This window comes from Pseudomonas sp. PvP089, assembly GCF_017875165.1.
GTDB lineage: Bacteria > Pseudomonadota > Gammaproteobacteria > Pseudomonadales > Pseudomonadaceae > Aquipseudomonas > Aquipseudomonas fortuita.
Map to the genome: position 1 here is coordinate 2,658,405 of NZ_JAGGME010000001.1, position 16,197 is coordinate 2,674,601.

Annotated in this window: 13 protein-coding genes; 5 read left to right on the forward strand and 8 right to left on the reverse strand. The window is 61.3% G+C overall.

Annotated elements, in window-relative coordinates; translation table 11 throughout:
- Positions 1–7: 7 nt before the first annotated feature.
- Positions 8–1,399 carry an amino acid permease gene (locus J3A71_RS12340; RefSeq protein ID WP_096426245.1) on the forward strand — a complete coding sequence of 464 codons (1,392 nt, stop codon included), beginning with the start codon at positions 8–10 and terminating at the stop codon, positions 1,397–1,399.
- Between the two features lie 194 nt (positions 1,400–1,593).
- Here J3A71_RS12340 and J3A71_RS12345 read toward each other — a convergent pair whose 3' ends face one another.
- Positions 1,594–2,409, reverse strand: coding sequence for a DUF6708 domain-containing protein (locus J3A71_RS12345; protein WP_331717002.1), 816 nt, complete (start codon positions 2,407–2,409; stop codon positions 1,594–1,596).
- Positions 2,406–5,618 carry a T6SS effector BTH_I2691 family protein gene (locus J3A71_RS12350; RefSeq protein ID WP_096426243.1) on the reverse strand — a complete coding sequence of 1,071 codons (3,213 nt, stop codon included), beginning with the start codon at positions 5,616–5,618 and terminating at the stop codon, positions 2,406–2,408. The genes J3A71_RS12345 and J3A71_RS12350 overlap by 4 nt, the downstream gene beginning before the upstream one ends.
- A 336-nt stretch (positions 5,619–5,954) precedes the next feature.
- Here J3A71_RS12350 and J3A71_RS12355 point away from each other — a divergent pair, with 336 nt between their 5' ends.
- The 3 genes from J3A71_RS12355 to J3A71_RS12365 all read left to right on the forward strand — a co-directional run bounded on the left by J3A71_RS12355 (position 5,955) and on the right by J3A71_RS12365 (position 7,884).
- Positions 5,955–7,028 carry an aldo/keto reductase gene (locus tag J3A71_RS12355; RefSeq protein WP_023048180.1) on the forward strand — a complete coding sequence of 358 codons (1,074 nt, stop codon included), beginning with the start codon at positions 5,955–5,957 and terminating at the stop codon, positions 7,026–7,028.
- 87 nt (positions 7,029–7,115) lie between these two features.
- Positions 7,116–7,370 carry a hypothetical protein gene (locus J3A71_RS12360; protein WP_306390790.1) on the forward strand — a complete coding sequence of 85 codons (255 nt, stop codon included), beginning with the start codon at positions 7,116–7,118 and terminating at the stop codon, positions 7,368–7,370.
- Between the two features lie 151 nt (positions 7,371–7,521).
- Entirely contained in the window at positions 7,522–7,884 is a 363-nt protein-coding gene (locus tag J3A71_RS12365; RefSeq protein ID WP_096426242.1) for a hypothetical protein, read from the forward strand.
- A 220-nt stretch (positions 7,885–8,104) separates the two neighbouring features.
- Here the strand turns inward: J3A71_RS12365 and J3A71_RS12370 are convergent, their stop codons facing one another.
- Complete coding sequence (locus J3A71_RS12370; RefSeq protein ID WP_096426241.1) at positions 8,105–8,869, reverse strand: hypothetical protein; 765 nt, start codon at positions 8,867–8,869, stop codon at positions 8,105–8,107.
- A 64-nt stretch (positions 8,870–8,933) separates the two neighbouring features.
- A complete protein-coding gene (locus tag J3A71_RS12375) occupies positions 8,934–10,211 on the reverse strand; it encodes a bifunctional O-acetylhomoserine aminocarboxypropyltransferase/cysteine synthase (protein WP_096426240.1) in 1,278 nt (425 codons plus the stop codon).
- A 206-nt stretch (positions 10,212–10,417) separates the two neighbouring features.
- On the opposite strand from J3A71_RS12375, the gene J3A71_RS12380 reads away from it, so the two are divergent.
- Positions 10,418–10,576 (forward strand): hypothetical protein, encoded by a 159-nt coding sequence (locus tag J3A71_RS12380; RefSeq protein WP_172901738.1) that lies wholly within the window; start codon positions 10,418–10,420, stop codon positions 10,574–10,576.
- 64 nt (positions 10,577–10,640) lie between these two features.
- Here the strand turns inward: J3A71_RS12380 and J3A71_RS12385 are convergent, their stop codons facing one another.
- The 4 genes from J3A71_RS12385 to J3A71_RS12400 form a co-directional block, all read right to left on the reverse strand.
- Positions 10,641–11,411, reverse strand: coding sequence for an SDR family NAD(P)-dependent oxidoreductase (locus tag J3A71_RS12385; protein ID WP_024717913.1), 771 nt, complete (start codon positions 11,409–11,411; stop codon positions 10,641–10,643).
- Between the two features lie 119 nt (positions 11,412–11,530).
- Positions 11,531–13,921, reverse strand: coding sequence for a TonB-dependent receptor (locus J3A71_RS12390; RefSeq protein WP_049870382.1), 2,391 nt, complete (start codon positions 13,919–13,921; stop codon positions 11,531–11,533).
- A gap of 150 nt (positions 13,922–14,071) precedes the next feature.
- Positions 14,072–14,569 (reverse strand): RidA family protein, encoded by a 498-nt coding sequence (locus J3A71_RS12395; protein WP_016487706.1) that lies wholly within the window; start codon positions 14,567–14,569, stop codon positions 14,072–14,074.
- 16 nt (positions 14,570–14,585) lie between these two features.
- On the reverse strand, positions 14,586–16,166 hold the full coding sequence (locus J3A71_RS12400) for an FAD-dependent oxidoreductase (protein ID WP_016487705.1): 1,581 nt from the start codon (positions 16,164–16,166) through the stop codon (positions 14,586–14,588).
- Between the last annotated feature and the right edge of the window lie 31 nt (positions 16,167–16,197).

Consider the following 16,197-nt stretch of genomic DNA (forward strand, 5'->3'; position numbering starts at 1 on the left):
GGTATCTATGAGCGCTCAATCTTCACAACAGCTGAAGCGGGGTCTCTCTACCCGGCATATTCGCTTCATGGCATTAGGTTCTGCTATCGGTACGGGGCTGTTCTATGGCTCGGCATCGGCAATAAAACTGGCAGGGCCATCAGTGTTGCTCGCCTATTTGATAGGGGGTGCAGCCATTTACATGATGATGCGCGCCCTTGGCGAAATGGCAGTTCATAACCCGGTGTCAGGCTCGTTCGGCCACTATGCCAGCCAATACCTGGGCCGCTATTTTGGCTTTCTGACTGGTTGGAGCTACGCGTTCTCCATGTTGGTGGTGTGCCTGGCAGACGTGACGGCGTTTGGCGTCTACATGGGGCTGTGGTTCCCCGAGGCACCCGCCTGGATCTGGGTGCTTGGAATAGTGCTCTTCATCGGGGCGCTGAACCTGTGTAGCGTGAAAGTGTTCGGCGAGATGGAGTTCTGGCTGTCGTTGCTCAAGGTGACCGCTATCGTTGCCATGATTGTGGCAGGCGGGGCCGTGCTGCTGTTGGGCATCCAGCTGAACGACGGGGCAGGCACCGTTGCCGGCATCTCGAACCTGTGGAGCCACGGCGGGTTCTTCCCTAATGGCATCGGTGGGATGATTGCTTCGTTCACCGTTGTGATGTTCGCTTTTGGCGGGGTGGAAATGATCGGCATCACTGCAGGCGAGGCAAAGGACCCGAAGCGCGTGCTGCCGAAGGCGATCAACTCGGTGCCTCTGCGTATTCTGCTGTTCTATATCCTGACCCTGTTCGTGCTCATGGCCATTTACCCCTGGACCGGCATTGGCAGCCACGGTAGCCCATTCGTTCAGATATTCAGTGGCCTTGGCATAAGCTCAGCGGCAACTGTGTTGAACATCGTTGTAATTTCCGCTGCGGTATCAGCCATCAATAGCGACATCTTCAGCGCCGGGCGAATGATGTACGGCATGGCTCAAAACGGCCAAGCCCCTGCCGGCTTCGCATCATTGTCGCGTTTCGGTGTGCCGTGGATGACGGTTGCGGTGATGGGCGTCGCTCTGCTGTTGGGCGTGGTATTGAATTACCTGGTACCAGAAGGCTTGTTTCTGGTGCTTGCCGCGGTTGTCACTTTCTCTATTGTCTGGGTCTGGTTGATGATCCTGCTGTCGCAAGTGGCCATGCGGCGGGGCATGAGCAAGGAGGAGGCTGCGGCACTGGATTATCGGGTGCCGCTGTGGCCGGTAGGGCCAGCGTGCGCGATTGCGTTCATGGTGTTCATCTTTGGCGTGCTCGGTTGGTTCCCGGCCAGCCGCACAGCCCTGTATGTCGGGGTTGGCTGGTTGGTCCTTCTGTCTTTGGGCTACTGGCTGTGGGGCTTGCGTACACCGCGACCAGTGTCAGCGAGTGCTTGAAGCATTGAAGCGTTCGCGTCCGCATGGCGAGGTGTTGTCTGGGCAGCTGCTCTTGCAGAAATATCCACGTCATGTGCTGTACCTGTGGGAGCGGGTTCACCCGCGAACACCGGCAAAGCCGGTGCCATCCAGCGCGCTGTCTGGTCCCGCAGGCATGATCTTGGCCGAATCGCCAGTACCGAGTGCGGTAGTTTTCAGCAGACCTCATCCGTTGCTGGCGCAGTGCGAGACTCAAGGTCGATTTCCGTTGGCCACTGGACTTTCGGGGCCAAGCAATGCATGTGGCTCAGGCCATCGTCATCGTTCCAGTCGCGGGGTGGGTGCACGAACTTGGGCAGGGCTTCAGGGCCTTGCTGCATGAAGAGCCGGGCGATGGCCCAGTACGCCTCGCCCTCATTCAGGGTATGAGTGAAGAAGACACGATCTATGACTTCGTCAGTCTCAGGATTACGGACTGACAGCATGACGTTTTCGATCAGGCCACCATGGCCAGGGGCGTAGATTCGGTAGACCTCGGCGGTGACGTCGTCCCAGTTGTAGGCGACGGGTTGGACACCCCAGCGCTTGCGGCTGAAGATGAAGACGCGGTCGAAGCGGTATTCGTAGATGTAGATTTTTCGACGCAGGCGATTGAAGCGAATGGGTTCGTCTCTGGGCAAGACAAGATCCTCCTTTATGTAAGGGATAAGGGCCCAAAGAGCTGCTGGTGGACCGAGCACTATCAATACATTAGTTAACCAGTCGCGCGTCCAGCCGTAGACAAATAAATCCCAGTATAATAAAAGTATTATTCCGGCGCAAAAGCACAAGCCAGGAATGCCGACGAGCGCTGCAAACCCTCGCAAACTTACTGTTTTTCTCGGCAGTTCTAGATATACGTCATTAAAATAGTTGGGTGAGGGGTTTACAGTCTCTGCCCAATAGTGGCTGTCTGGTGCCTCTCCCGTTGGAGGCAGGTCATGGCTCCAACCTATCGCGCGCTCCCATAACACCTTGGGCTTAAATGTCATTCATTCATTCCTCGAGAACAAACTTCAATATAGGCGTCCGGCAAATTGCGGTCAGGCCAATACATAACCAGCAGGGTGGCGGCGCTTAAGCTGTGGCTCCCAATCGTAGGTGCTAGCGGCACAACTCCTGAAATCTCAAGCTGAAAAACACCGCCATCTTCACCGGGATAAGGTCTTTGATATTCATCAGTGGAAAAATCACTCACATAGTCTGGATGTCGCGGGGGTGTAAACTTAGAAAAAGAGGATGACGGGGAAAGTGGCCTTATTGGGTGCGAAAAGTAATCACCCGAAGCAATACTTTCTCCGCCAACATAATCTGGAAACGCTCCATCACCGACACGATGTGCTATCAATTTCCAGCGATATGCGGATTTCGCTTTATTGAACTTGGGTAATGCAACGAGAAACTTGAGCTGTTGCACCGTGTTCAAGCTGACCAACCCTCCTATTCTTGGGAGTGTAGGATCCGTAGCCATACTTGACTCAAAATTTAGCCTTGCCTGCACACCCAACGTCGCAGCATTGAGCTCAGCGAATGCTATGTCTGAAAATTCCGGAGCATTCCAGTGTATGGAAGGTGTTTCATTAGCAAGCCCAAAATAGCAACGACGCGCCCAGCGTTCGAGAGCAGTTGATTCGTTGTTTTCTGCTCGCTTGCTAAACTCGTAGGCGACTAGCGTTAATGTGACTGCTAGCCCCAACGGTCCAAATACTAAAGGCCTGAAAACTGCAAACGCAAACGCCACTGTGCCCAAGCCGTACGCTGAAACTGCAATTCTATATTGCCGTGCAGCTGTACTGTCGCCAGTGGCCAAAGTGCGTTGTCTTGCCAGAATCGCTTGTGCCGTGTCAAAGACCCCTGCGACTGTGCTCAGTACAGCACCGATTTTTATTATTGCCTGTCCAGTGACAGCAGCTCCCTTAGCCCATGGCCTATGTATGTTGCCGGCGCCGGACCGCGTTATGAGTCCGATCAACTCAATCTGCCCGCCCAATATCCCCAATAGCGAACCCTGCAACGCCAGTTTGGCCTCATGCGCCTTGGACCCAATCTCCACTTCCGCTTTTTCCTGATTTCTGGCGAGGCTGTCGGATTGCAAGTACAGCCCTCCAATCGCCAGCAGTACTTCCCAGCTTCCCGCCACACCCCGCAAGCCGCGAAACGCGGTTCGCACCAACTGCGCCGCCTGCTGCGAAGTAATACGCATGCCCTGCAACACCTTTCGCGCATTCGACTCGAGCGTCCCCGCCGCGACCGAGACCTCCACCAAGGTACGCTGCGCCAAGCTGCTTGCCTGAGTTACCTGCATGTTGGCTTCCTCAAACAACCGACCATGCACGTCCGCCGCGGTACCCTCGACCCACACCGAGACACGAATCATGGTGTTGGTAAACCGCGGGTCCAGCACGGCCAGGCTCATCAACCCGTGCTGGATGATCGGCCGCACCTTGTTCCAGGCCTTGGTCGAATGAATGTCGATGTCAGCGATGTTGCGATGCATCCGGTCCCTGGCCTCGGCAATCGAGGCATTGGCCTTGTGCTGCAATTCGCGTAAATGGGCACTCTGCAGGGCGTAGTACTCGCCCAGCTTCATCTTCACTTCCAGCTCGATGAGGTGCACGCCGTTGTACAGGAACTGGGTTGCACTGTTCAGGTGCCGCACGGCGGTCTGAATGCCAGGTGGCAAATTGGGCGACAAGCGTTGGCTGGCGGCGTTGAGCGCGCCTTGGGTTTCGGCAATGGCCTGCTTGAGGGTGTTGCGCATGCGCAAGCCGGCGTCGTCGCTCGCAATGATCTTGCTCAGCATGCCGTAGAGCTTGTCGCTGTCATTCCAGTTGGTGACGTCGGAAAAGCTGGGAAGCAGCCCGGCCAACAACGCACGGTCACGCATCAACAACGCGCGATAGGGAGGGCTATCAGGATCCTGTAGCCATTTCTGCCAGAGCGTTTCGCTGGTGCCGGCAGCGGGACTCACATCGGACGCCACCGCCTCGGTAATACCGCCACCTAGGCATAAGGCCATGGTCTTGGCATACGCCACGCCAGACTCACGATGATCACCGTCGTAATCGTACTGCTCGGCCACCTTGAACATGGGCGTGTCGAACAGCGCGGCGTAAGCACGGGCGTCCTTGTCGATGAAGCGCTGGAACTCGGCTTCCTGCTGGTCATACCCGGCCTGGAACGCCGCCCGTTGCGGTTCGTGGTAGCGCTGTTCGAGTTTATCGTCGCTGTCCTTCATCGCTTGCTCGACCATGCGCAGCCGCTCTACCGTCGGATCAACCGGTACAAACGGCCCTCTACCCGCCATCGGCTCCAGCGAAGGCACCTTCTGCGCCGCCCACTCTCGCTGCGTGGCACGAATGACTTGCAGGATCTGCGAGGTCTGCAGCTGGTAGGCACGCATGGGGTCCTCACGCCAGACCTGGCGCTTCACCACCCAGGTCAACCGCTGATGGTTGAATTCCTGAATCAGGCCAACGGTATCGTCGAGCACCACTGCCAGCACGCCGTTCTCCAGCGTGTGCCGGTTCATCGCGTTGACCAGGTATCCCTTCAAGGCAAACCTGCGCAGCTTGCGAGTGTGAAAGCCATGCGCACTGTCAAACGGCGAGCACCCATGCTGGGCGTACTCGAACACATCCTTGTCGACCTGCAGGTTATCCGGCGTCATTGCAATGCCCAGTAATTCTGGGTTGTTACGCGCCTGGGTCAGGTCAATCCCCTCGAAGCGATGTGCAGGTGCCTGGCCCTTCTTGTAGGCATTCAGCACGCTGACCGGCCAGGCATCGCTGGAGAAGGCCAGCCAGGCTGTGCCATACCGGTCGGTATCGATGTTCAGGAAGGATGAAGGAATGTCGTGGTTTTCATTCACGCACTTTTCGGGCAGCGATGCGGGCAGGCCCTCTGACGGTTCGTAGGGGTTGAAGCGGCGCAGATGGCCCTGTTCGCTGACTTCGTAGGCATGCCAGACCTGCTGGTCGAGCAGTACATACAGGTAACCCATGCGCAAAGTACGCAGGCCCATCTTCCCCGAGATATGTTGGCTACCTGCCACAGTCGTGATGCACTCCTGTCGGGTATCCGGTACCAGGGCGCGGCGCAGCGGCAGGATCGGCAGGCCCTGGCGTTCGCAAGACATGCACTGGTCATGCGGCAGCCCGGCTTCGGCTGCCGCAATGGCGATACGTTGGCTGATTGTCAAAAACGACCTCGCATTGAAAGGACCGTGATGGTCCCTGAACACTAACGAGGAATCGCTTGCCGGAGGTTTATGGGCGTCTTAAAACCGTGTAGGAAACGTCTCTAAATCAACCATTGGACATTTTTTCCACTGACGGGCTCTCGAGTCAGGCGCAGACGTGTAGGGGGGGCGCGCCCGCAAACACCGCAAAGCCGGTGCCTGCACGGCGTCACCTGCTTCGCGGGACAAGCCCGCTCCCACAACTCAGGTGCATGCAGCTTCGCCGGCTGATCAGATTGAACGTTTCAGCTCCCAGCACCGTCGGTACTTCCATGTCTTGCGCAAAAGAGGTTGTCCATGAAGTATCGTGCACTCGGTAACACCGGCCTGTTGGTCTCAGAATTGGTGGTTGGCACTGTCCCCTTCGGCGGGCGTGGCGCGTTCGAAAAAACGGGTAGCGTGGATGTCGACCAGGCGCGGCGTATGTTCGACATGGCCTTCGATGCCGGGGTTAACCTGGTGGATACCGCCGACCTGTACTCCCACGGCCTGGCAGAAGAAATCGTTGGCACTGCGCTGGGGCAGCGACGCCATTCCATCATCCTCGCCACCAAGGCCCGCAGCCCGATGGGCGACAACCCCAACGACAGCGGGGCGTCGCGTTATCACCTGATTCGCGCCTGCGAGGCCAGCCTCAAGCGGCTTGGTACCGACCATATCGACCTGTACCAGATCCACAACTGGGACGGTGTCACGCCGGTCGAGGAAACCTTGGCGGCCTTGGACCACCTGGTGCAAAGCGGCAAGATCCGTTACTTCGGCACCTCCAACTACACCGCCTGGCAAATGATGAAAACCCTCGGCTGCGCCCGCCTCAACGGCTGGCAGCAGCCGGTGTCCCAGCAGATCTATTACACCCCTGAGGCCCGCGAGGCAGAGTACGAGTTGCTGCCGATGGCCATCGACCAGGGTTTCGCGACGCTGGTGTGGGGGCCGCTGGGGGAGGGTTTGCTGACCGGCAAGGTGCGGCGCGGGCAGCCGACCCCAGAGGGTACCCGCCAGGGTAATGATTGGCCGGAGCCTTACGTGCACGACCGCGAGCGGGCCTACGACATCATCGAGGCACTGATTGAAATCGCCCAGCGCCACGCGTGCTCACCGGCACGGGTGTGCTTGGCCTGGCTCAAAGACCGGCCTGGGATAACCAGCGTCATCACCGCAGGGCGTACCTTCGAGCAGTTGCACGACAACCTGCAGGCGGTGGAGCTGGTGCTCACGGCAGACGACCTGGAGCAGCTCGAGCAAGTAACGCGCATTGCACCGCAGTATCCGTACTGGCACCGCATTGCGGCAGGCATGGACCGCATCGATCCGGCGGAGGCGCCGTTCATCGAACTGCACCGCAAGACGATGAAGCTGCAGCAGCCATGATCGGCGTATGACGCGGCGGTGCGCTGAAGCGCCTGCTGCGTCAGCATCGAGGCATTATGAATTAATTCCTGCCCGGTTGGTCAGGTAATGAGCCCCTTATCTGCTTTTGAGGTTCTCATGCACGCGTACACAGTTCGCTATCTGATCAACGGCCAATCGGCCACTCATACCTTCGAACTTAAGCAGCCCAAGCTCGCCCTGCACGAAGCGGCGCTTCACCTGATGGTGCTGCACTTTGGTGATGGCGAGAACAGCTTGGTCATGCCGCCCGCCGACGCCACCCCTCAGCAGGTTCTCGCGCAGGCCCAGGTACTGGGTTTATCGCAAATCCACCTGGCTTGACGGATACCGGTGCAACACGCCTGCAACCTGGCCAGCAAAAGCCGCGAGCCCGGCCTTTTGCACCACCGGTCGAACACAAGGCACTCTCGCCAGCCGATTGCTCTCTGAACAACAGGCGCACCCTTGCTGCGCTGCAACCAGGAGAACGCCCATGGCAATCGACCACAATGGCCCCGACTCGCCGTACCCGGGGCCACCGCAAAACACCCCTGACGCAGGCGCGGGCCATGGCTCGGGCCTTGAACAGGCTGAGTCCGAGCCTAAGCAAGGCGTCGGTGAGGCTTGGTCCGAGAATCGCCCCGTAGACTGGGACCCACCTCCCGGCAATCCCGGTTCAGACCAGGACGGGCAGCTTGACCGGGACAACGGCACCGCAAGAACCAACGATGAGCAGGCTGGTGCAGGTGACGCAGAGGTGCCATTACCCGCAGATGATGACGGCCCGATTGAAGAGGAAATGAAAGACGTGGAGGCCAATAACTCGGTGTCTGCCGAGCATCCTCAACCGCGTTGATGGCGTTTGCATTTCAGGGCCGATGCCAACTCAGTGCGGCGTCCTGGGTCTGCCAGCCTGGCTTCATCGGCCGCTTTTCCATCAGGTATGGCACCGGCTGCGCCGGTGTTCGCGAGGCAAGCCCGCTCCCACAGACAGGGTGCTAAGCCCAGGATTTACGCGGTCCCTGTAGGGGCGGCCTTGTGCCGCGATGGGCTGCCCAGCAGCCCCAAATGGCGCATCAACGCCGCCGCAACACAGTGGCGAGCCCAACGGTCAGCAGCACGGCACAAGCCATGGCCAGCCCGATGGTAACGCCAACGCCCCACGTTTCGAGCAGCCCCGCCAATACAAGATAAAATGCGATCACCCCAACCGCCCCGATCGCATTGCCCCGCACCATTGCTACCATCCCGGGGCGCCCCCCTTGCACATGGGCGAACACCACCAGCGGCCAGGCAATCACCGGTATCGGCGCGAGCATCCCGCTGGTCGCCGGGCCCAGCCAGCTGGCCAGGCTGGTGGTGATCATCAGCAGGGATGTGGCAGACACCATGCGTAGCGGGATTTCCCAGTACCGGTGCCTGGGGCGGGCCAAGGTATCTGGTTCTGGTTCACGGCCGCTGGCGCGTATCAGCACGCCGATCAGCACCAGTGCCACGGCAATCGACAGGTTAAGGTTGCCCCAGTGGGTAAACGCATAGGCGGCCATACCATAGAAAAGCAACGCCAGCAGGGCTGCCAAGGCAACGCCGAGCCTGCGCGTGGCCAACAGATAGAAGGTGTAGGTGGCCTGCACTGCCGCCAGGCCGCCCAGTGCACCGGTTATTGCACCCAAGGCGAAGGCATTGCCCTGTTCCAGGCACAGGAAAGTCATCACCAGTGCCGAGGTGATCGGCAGGCCGGATAGCAAGCCCCCCAGCAAACCGCCCCAGCGCCGCGAGGCGAGGGAGATGGCCCACATCAGCAGGGGCGTGACGATAAGTTTCAGGTAGAGCAGGGTCATTGCGGGTGTATCCAGGCTAAATGAAGGTGCGCCCGCCGTCGGCATTGGGTGGGGCGCGGATGCATCACCCGCGGCTGGCCTCCAGGGCCTGGGCCAGGTCGGCGATGATGTCGTCGCTGTGCTCTATGCCAATCGACAGGCGCACCATGTCGCGCGGCACGCCGGCTTTTTCCAGCTCCTCGTCGTTGAGCTGGCGGTGAGTGGTGGAGGCGGGGTGGCAAGCCAGTGACTTGGCGTCGCCGATGTTCACCAGGCGCACTACCAACTGCAGCGCATCGATGAAGCGCGCCCCGGCAACCTGGCCGCCCTTGATGCCAAACGACAGGATCGACGCTGGCTTGCCGCCCGTGTAGCGCTGTGCCAGTTCATGCTCGGGATGGTCGGGCAGCCCGGCGTACTTCACCCAGGCCACCTGTTCGTGGGCTTGCAGGTAATGGGCAACTTTCAGCGCGTTTTCAGTGTGGCGCTCCATGCGCAGGGCCAGAGTTTCCAGGCCTTGCAGGATCAGGAAGGCGTTGAACGGTGACAGCGCGGCGCCCGTGTTGCGCAGCGGCACCACACGGCATCGGCCAATGAAGGCGGCGGGGCCGAAAGCTTCGGTGTAGGTAACACCGTGGTAGGACGGGTCGGGGGTGTTGAGCAGGGCGAAACGCTCCTTGTTGTCGGCCCAGGGGAACGTGCCGGCGTCGATGACGATACCGCCGATGCTGGTACCGTGGCCGCCGATGTACTTGGTCAGCGAGTGCACGACGATGTCCGCGCCATGCTCGAACGGTCGGCACAGCACCGGGGTGGCCACGGTGTTGTCGACGATCAGTGGTACACCGTGGCGGTGGGCGGCCTCGGCCAGTGCGGCGATGTCGACGATATTGCCGGCGGGGTTGCCGATAGACTCGCAGAACACCGCCTTGGTGCGCGCGTCGATCAACGCTTCGAGGGCGGCGACGTCGTCATGAGCGGCGAAGCGGGTCTGGATGCCCATGCGCGGCAGGGTGTGGGCCAGCAGGTTATAGGTGCCGCCGTACAGCTTGGCCACCGAGACAATGTTGTCGCCGGCCTCGGCGACGGTCTGGATGGCGTAGGTGATGGCCGCCATGCCCGAGGCCACCGCCAGCGCGCCCACCCCGCCTTCGAGGGCGGCCATGCGCTGCTCGAGCACATCGTTGGTAGGGGTCATGATGCGCGAGTAGATGTTGCCTGCCACTTTCAGGTCGAACAGGTCCGCGCCGTGCTGGGTGTCGTCGAAGGCGAAGGAGGTGGTCTGGTAGATCGGTACGGCCACGGCCTTGGTGGTCGGGTCGGGGCTGAAGCCCGCGTGGAGGGCGAGTGTTTCCAGCTTCATGCAATCGTTCCTTGAGCGTGGGGTGGAAGCGTTCGAGCATGCGGCGGTGGAAGGGCGTGGGTCAAGGACGCTTTAGAGCGTCAGTCACTCCATCCGACTGTAAAGATATGCAAAGTTTCCCTGTGCCATCACCCTGCAGTTCTAGAATCCGCTCGCTGCCAGACTGCTACTGGCAGGCAGCAGATCTAACCCTGTGGAGCGTTCCAATGAAGTCGAAACATCTTTTCCGTGCAGCCCTGGTTGCAGTCCTGGTATCCAGCCTGTCGGGTTGCTGGATGTTCATGCCGCCAGGTGGTGGCGGGGGGCACGGTGGTGGTCATGGTGGCGGTGGCTTCGGCGGTCATCAGGGTGGTGGCCCTCGCTGAGCTGATCTCGCGATGGAACGCATTGCCTCGGCCGGGCTGCAACCGCTACCCGGCGCGAGCGCACTCACCACGCTATCCGCTCGCCATCCCACCCCCAAAAACTGCCACTCTCCGATGGCCCAAGCCGCCCCACCTGCTCCATCACGCACTGTGCCGCAAACGCCGGTTCAAACAGCTTCCCCTCCGGCACATTCCCTTGAAACGGCCGCGACAGCCCGGTATCGGTAGTGCCCGGATGCAGCGCCAGCACCGTGGCGTTCGGGTTCAGGCGTTTCAGTTCGATGCTTGCCGTGTGCAGCAGCTGGTTCAGCGCCGCTTTGCTCGCGCGATAGCTGTACCAGCCGCCCAGTCGGTTGTCACCGATCGAGCCTACCCTGGCCGACAGCGCCGCAAAGGTGGCGGGCTGGTTGCGCAGCAGCGGCAACAGATGCTTGAGCAGCAGGATCGGTGCGAATGCGTTGGTGGCGAAGCTGGCCTGCAGGCTGGAGAGGTCCAGTTGGGCCAGCGATTTCTCGGCTTTGCTGCCCTCCTGGTGGAGGATACCGAGTGTGCTGATAACCAGGTGAAGGTGTGGGCAGGCATGGCCCACCTCGGATGCAAGCGCAGCCAGCGCCAGCTCGTCGCGAGCATCGCAATTGAGCAGTACCAAGCGTTCGCCATGTGCCTGGGCAAGTGCAAGCAGTCCCTCAGCGGTGCGGGCGTGCCGCGACACAGCGCAGACGCGGCTTACATCATCGCGGGCCAGCATCGCCTTACACAATGCCAGGCCGATACCTCGGCTTGCACCGCATATCAGCACGCGAGCATTGTCAGATAATCCGGGGATCAGGCTCATGGGGTGCGCCTCGTCTTTCGAATGAATCTAGCCCACCGGCATGGTCTTTTGTTTTAAATATGCGTTCTAGTTTGGGTTTTCGGGGCTGCGCAGCAGCCCCAGTCTGCCAACGGTGCATATCAGAAGTTGTAAGTCAGCCGGGTGAAGTAGTAACCCCCGGTAAAACCATAAGGCGAATAGGCCCCATACCCCTTGGTCATGGTCTTGCTGCTGGGGTTCTGCCGCTCGGGGTAAACATCAAACAGGTTCTGTGCTCCCACCGCCAGGTTGAGGTCTTTGCTCAGCTGGTACCCCACGTCGATATCGGTGATCCAGCGCGCCTTGTATTCACGGTCGAGGCTGCGGTCAGTCGCCGAGTTCACTTCACGCCATGAACCATAGCGGGTCAGGGTCAGGTTGCTGGTCCAGCGGTCGCGCTGCCAGTTGGCGCCCAGAATCAACTTGGTGTGCGGCTGCACCTCGGTCAGGAAGTTGCGCGCCTGGCGGTCCATCAGGCTGTAGTCCGTGCCCTGGATATTGACGTTCTCCTTGTAGCTCAGGATCTGCGTCTGGTTCCAGTTGAAGGCGGCGGTCCATTTCAGTTGCCCCCAGTTGCCCAGGTTCTGGTCGAAATTGCCCACCAGGTCCAGGCCCTTGGTGCGGGTATTGGCGCCGTTGGTGAAATAGCGCCCGCCAGAGGTGGAATCGATACCGTTGTCCAGCAGCGTCTGGGTCACTTCGTCGCCCAGCAGGGTACCGGTGAGGGTGATGCGGTCGCGCACGTTGATCACGTAAGCATCTGCGGTGAACGACAGCTGCGGTGCAGGCTGGTAGGTCAGGCCCAGGCTGTAGTTGGTCGAGCGCTCGGGCTTGAGTGCGGTGGCGCCCAATGCCTTGGCTGCCGCCGAGTCCACAGGCAGTACGCCGTAGTTGATCGATTGGTACACGCCATTGACCACACCGTAGGTGGTCGAGCGGGCGCTGAACAGGCTGTTGGCCAGCGACGGTGCGCGAAAGCCGTTGCTGACCGTGGCGCGCACGGCCAGCGCGGGGGTGAAGTCATAGCGGGTGGTCAGTTTGCCGCTGCGGGTGGCGCCCACCCCGCGGTTGTAGTGTTCGTAGCGCAGCGCGCTGCCCAGGTACCACTGCGGCAGCGGGTTGAAGCCGACGTCGATGTAGCTGGCCACGCTGTTGCGGCTGGTGCTGGTGGCTTCTTCCGGTGAGATACCGTTGGTGACCTGTGCACCGGAGGCGGCGCAGTCCCCGGGCGCACGGCAGTAGCCGCCGTTGGCCCACGAGGCCCAGTCGCCATCGCGCACCTGGTAGGTGTCACGGCGGTGCTCCAGGCCCCAGGACAGGTCAAGCGGCTTGCCCAGGCCAATGTCGAAGCTGCGCTGCAGGTCCAGGTTGCTGGTCAGCTGTGTGGCGACCCAGGTGCCCGATTCGAAATGGTTGGGCGTGGCCTCGCCCAGCGAGGCGTTCTGGTTGTGCGTGGTGCCTTGCAGCGCCTCGTTGCGCCCGTAGGTGCTGGACAGGTCCCAGGCCCATTCCCCGACATTGCCCTTGGCGCCGAAGGCGCCCTGCACATCCTCTTCCTCGATGTACCAGGTGGGTGTGTAACCGCTGGGGTAACCGTTAGGCCCGGTGGTGATGGTGTTGGTGATGGTCGGCAGGCGGAAGTTCTGCCCCTGCTCGGCCTTGCGGTGTGAATAGGTGGTGAACGAATACAGGGCCAGGTCGTCGCTTAGCGGCAGCTCGGCGTTGTAGCCCAAGGTCAGCAGGTTGATCTTCGGTGTGCCGTAGCCGCCGTAGGTTGACTTGCCAGCCTTGTCGAAGGCTTCGGCATAGCTGTAGCCGTTAGCACTGGCCTTGTTGTCGTCGTTCTGGCTGCGCGCATCCAGGGCCAGCTGCACGATGCCGCTGTCGCCGATCTCGAAGCCCTTGTTCAAGCCTTGCTGCACGGTCTGCTTTTTGCCGTCGTAACCCTGGCCTGCGTTGGTCACCGAGGTGCCGGAAGCGTCGGCCTTGAGGATCACGTTGATCACCCCGGCGATGGCGTCGGAGCCGTACTGGGCGGCTGCGCCATCGCGCAGCACCTCGACGTGGTCGATGAGGCTGATGGGGATCAGGTCGAGGTCGGTGGGCGCTGCGCCCGCATGGATGCCGCTGATGTTCAGGGTGGCGCTGGTATGGCGGCGTTTGCCGTTCACCAGCACCAGCACCTGGGCCGCATTTAACCCGCGCAAGCTGGGCGCACGGGCCATGCCGCTGGCGTCCCAGCCGGTTTTCTCCGGCAGGGTGAAAGACGGCACGCTGGCACTGAGGGCTTCCATCAGGCCGGGTTTACCGGTTTGCTGCAGCTGCTTGGCGCTGATCACATCGATCGGCACCGGGCTTGTGGTGACCGTGCGTTTTTCCGAGCCGCGGTTACCTGTGACGATCACGGTGCCCAGCTGTGCCGGGTCGTTGGCCTGGGCAGTGGTTTCGGCAAATGCAGCAGGCGTGGCCAGGCCGGTGGTGCCAAGGGCCATGGTCAGCAGTGCGGGTTGCAGGCGCGGGCTGGGCAGTTTCAGGGCGTGAAGCATGTTCGCTCTCCATGAGCGCTGTTGAACAGCGGGTGCACAGGGGCCGCCCGCCGGGTGGTCCCGGCAGGCAAGCAATAGGGGTGGGTTAGCGGCGTTTCAGGGCGCTTTTGCAGCGACCGCTTCGATTTCGACCAGGGCGCCCGGCAGGGGCAGGGCCACCACTTGCAAGGCGGTGCGGGTTGGCTTTCTCGGTTGCTCGGCAGTGGCGAAAAACTCGGTGTAGGCGGCTTGCAGCCCGGCAAAATCCAGCTTGCCCTCAGTGGCCGGGTCGCCTACCAGAAACACCCTCAGCTGTACTACGTCACCCAGGCCCAGACCCTGGCTTTGCAGCGCAGCCTGGATCTTGTTCAGCACTGAGCGGGTCTGGGTTTCGGTGTTGCCATAGGCGGCAATGGTCTGTGGTGGTGCCTTGGGGTCGGCAACGTCGGGCAAGGTGCCGCTGACGAAGGTCAGCGAGGTGCCGGCGGGTACGGTGACCAGTTGCGAAATGGGGAACTTCGAGCCTGGCGGGTCGACACGCTTGATGGTGTCGGCCTGGGCGGTCAGTGCGGACAGTGACATGAAGGCTCCAAGCAGCAGGGCAGTTGTGTTCATCAAAGGGCTTCCTTGTTCAGGCGGCGACGCCGCGTTGCTGTTGCAGGGCGTGCCGGGCGATCTGCCCGACCACATGGCGGGCCGAGTCCGCAGCACTGTTCTGCCAGATACCCACCCCGCCATGGGCCAGTGCATCGCTGGCCAGCCAGGTGCGGCCTTGGGGCTGGTTGAGGTGCGAATAACCGGGCTCGGCAAGCACGTCATGGACAATCCACGGGCTTTCGCTGAACGGTACCTTGGACCAGTTGACCGCCACCCCACGCTGCAACTTGCCGGCGTGGCCCGGGTGCAGCGACTCCACGGCCTGGCGCGACGCTGCCAGTTGCTGCTCTGTCGAGCGCGTGGCAAATGTGCGCGCCACTTCGCCGGTGTTGTAGGTGCCCACCAGGATGCCCTGGGCACTGTTCAGGTGGTCGCTGGGGTACCACAGCAGCCGCGCTTCGTGGTTGATATAGGAGAGCCCGCCATAGATCTGGAACTCGCTTTCCCAAAACCGGGGTGCCTGCCAGGCCACCTTGTTGGCCAGGTCCGGCTTGGCCTGGGCGATGGCCGCCTGGGTGGTTTTGCCAAAGTTGTGGTCAACCCGGGCCAGCAGTGGCAGGGGGATGGTGACGATGGCGTAGTCGGCGGTTTCCACTTGGGACTTGCCGCTGCGCCGGTCACGCCAGGTAACCTGGCTACCGTTGTCTCCGGTGCGGATCGCCTGCACTTCGGCATGCAGTTGCACCTTGTCCTGCACCTTGGCGTACAGGGCCTTGGCAATCTGGTCCATGCCGCCGACCGGCTGGAACATGGTGGCGGAAAACTCCGGGATCTCGTCGAACACCAGCGGCAGCATCAGGTTAGGGTTGAGCAGCTGCTTGAGTGCCACTGGCTGGCGCTGGATCGGTGTCTGGTCGCCCGCCCCGGCGAAGCGGGTGTAGCCGGCACGAACCGAGCCCTTGTAATGACGCTGCTCGTCGAGGTCACCGTACACCTTGAGAAAGTCCAGCAAGGCCTTCTGATCGCCCGTGTCCAGCTCCTTGTCCAGCGCTTTGCCGCTGATGCTGCGCGACAGCAGTTCGCTGAGGTGTCCACGGGTGTCATTCACCGCCTGGCGCAGCAGTAACGGTGGCTGCGCAAGGTCCGGTTGGGCGAGGGCGTTGCGGCTGCTGTTGACCAGCACTTCCAGCGGCACGCCCAGCTCGCGGCAGTAGCCGAGGATGGTCAGGTGATGGCTGGGCAGGCGTGCGGGCCCTGCATTGAAATAGTGGCCGTTGTCGAACCGCACCTGCTGGCGGCTGCCGTCATTGTGCAGGACCTCGTCACCGTTGCGCAGCGTCCAGGCGCGGCCGCCGATTCGCTCGCGGGCTTCCAGCACGCGCACGTCAAAACCGGCTTTGCCAAGTTCATAGGCTGCCACCAGGCCGCTGATGCCAGCCCCCACCACCAGCACGCGCTTGCCGTTGCCGGACGTGGTCGGCAGGCCCAGCGGCTGGAAGGTGCTGGCCGTGGCTGCTGCGGGCAACAGGCCCAGCGCGGACAGGCTGCCAAGCGCGGCGCCGTAGCTGCCAGCGGCCATCAGGTGGGCAATAAGGTCTCTACGGGTCAAGCCCATGGTGTGTTCTCCTTGCAAGTGGAAAGTGAGT

Coding starts and splice junctions, on each gene's coding strand:
- J3A71_RS12340 (WP_096426245.1), top strand. CDS start 8: ATGAGCGCTCAATCTTCACAACAGCTGAAGCGGGGTCTCTCTACCCGG.
- J3A71_RS12345 (WP_331717002.1), bottom strand. CDS start 2,409: ATGACATTTAAGCCCAAGGTGTTATGGGAGCGCGCGATAGGTTGGAGC.
- J3A71_RS12355 (WP_023048180.1), top strand. CDS start 5,955: ATGAAGTATCGTGCACTCGGTAACACCGGCCTGTTGGTCTCAGAATTG.
- J3A71_RS12360 (WP_306390790.1), top strand. CDS start 7,116: ATGAGCCCCTTATCTGCTTTTGAGGTTCTCATGCACGCGTACACAGTT.
- J3A71_RS12365 (WP_096426242.1), top strand. CDS start 7,522: ATGGCAATCGACCACAATGGCCCCGACTCGCCGTACCCGGGGCCACCG.
- J3A71_RS12370 (WP_096426241.1), bottom strand. CDS start 8,869: ATGACCCTGCTCTACCTGAAACTTATCGTCACGCCCCTGCTGATGTGG.
- J3A71_RS12375 (WP_096426240.1), bottom strand. CDS start 10,211: ATGAAGCTGGAAACACTCGCCCTCCACGCGGGCTTCAGCCCCGACCCG.
- J3A71_RS12380 (WP_172901738.1), top strand. CDS start 10,418: ATGAAGTCGAAACATCTTTTCCGTGCAGCCCTGGTTGCAGTCCTGGTA.
- J3A71_RS12385 (WP_024717913.1), bottom strand. CDS start 11,411: ATGAGCCTGATCCCCGGATTATCTGACAATGCTCGCGTGCTGATATGC.
- J3A71_RS12390 (WP_049870382.1), bottom strand. CDS start 13,921: ATGGCCCTTGGCACCACCGGCCTGGCCACGCCTGCTGCATTTGCCGAA.
- J3A71_RS12395 (WP_016487706.1), bottom strand. CDS start 14,569: ATGAACACAACTGCCCTGCTGCTTGGAGCCTTCATGTCACTGTCCGCA.
- J3A71_RS12400 (WP_016487705.1), bottom strand. CDS start 16,166: ATGGGCTTGACCCGTAGAGACCTTATTGCCCACCTGATGGCCGCTGGC.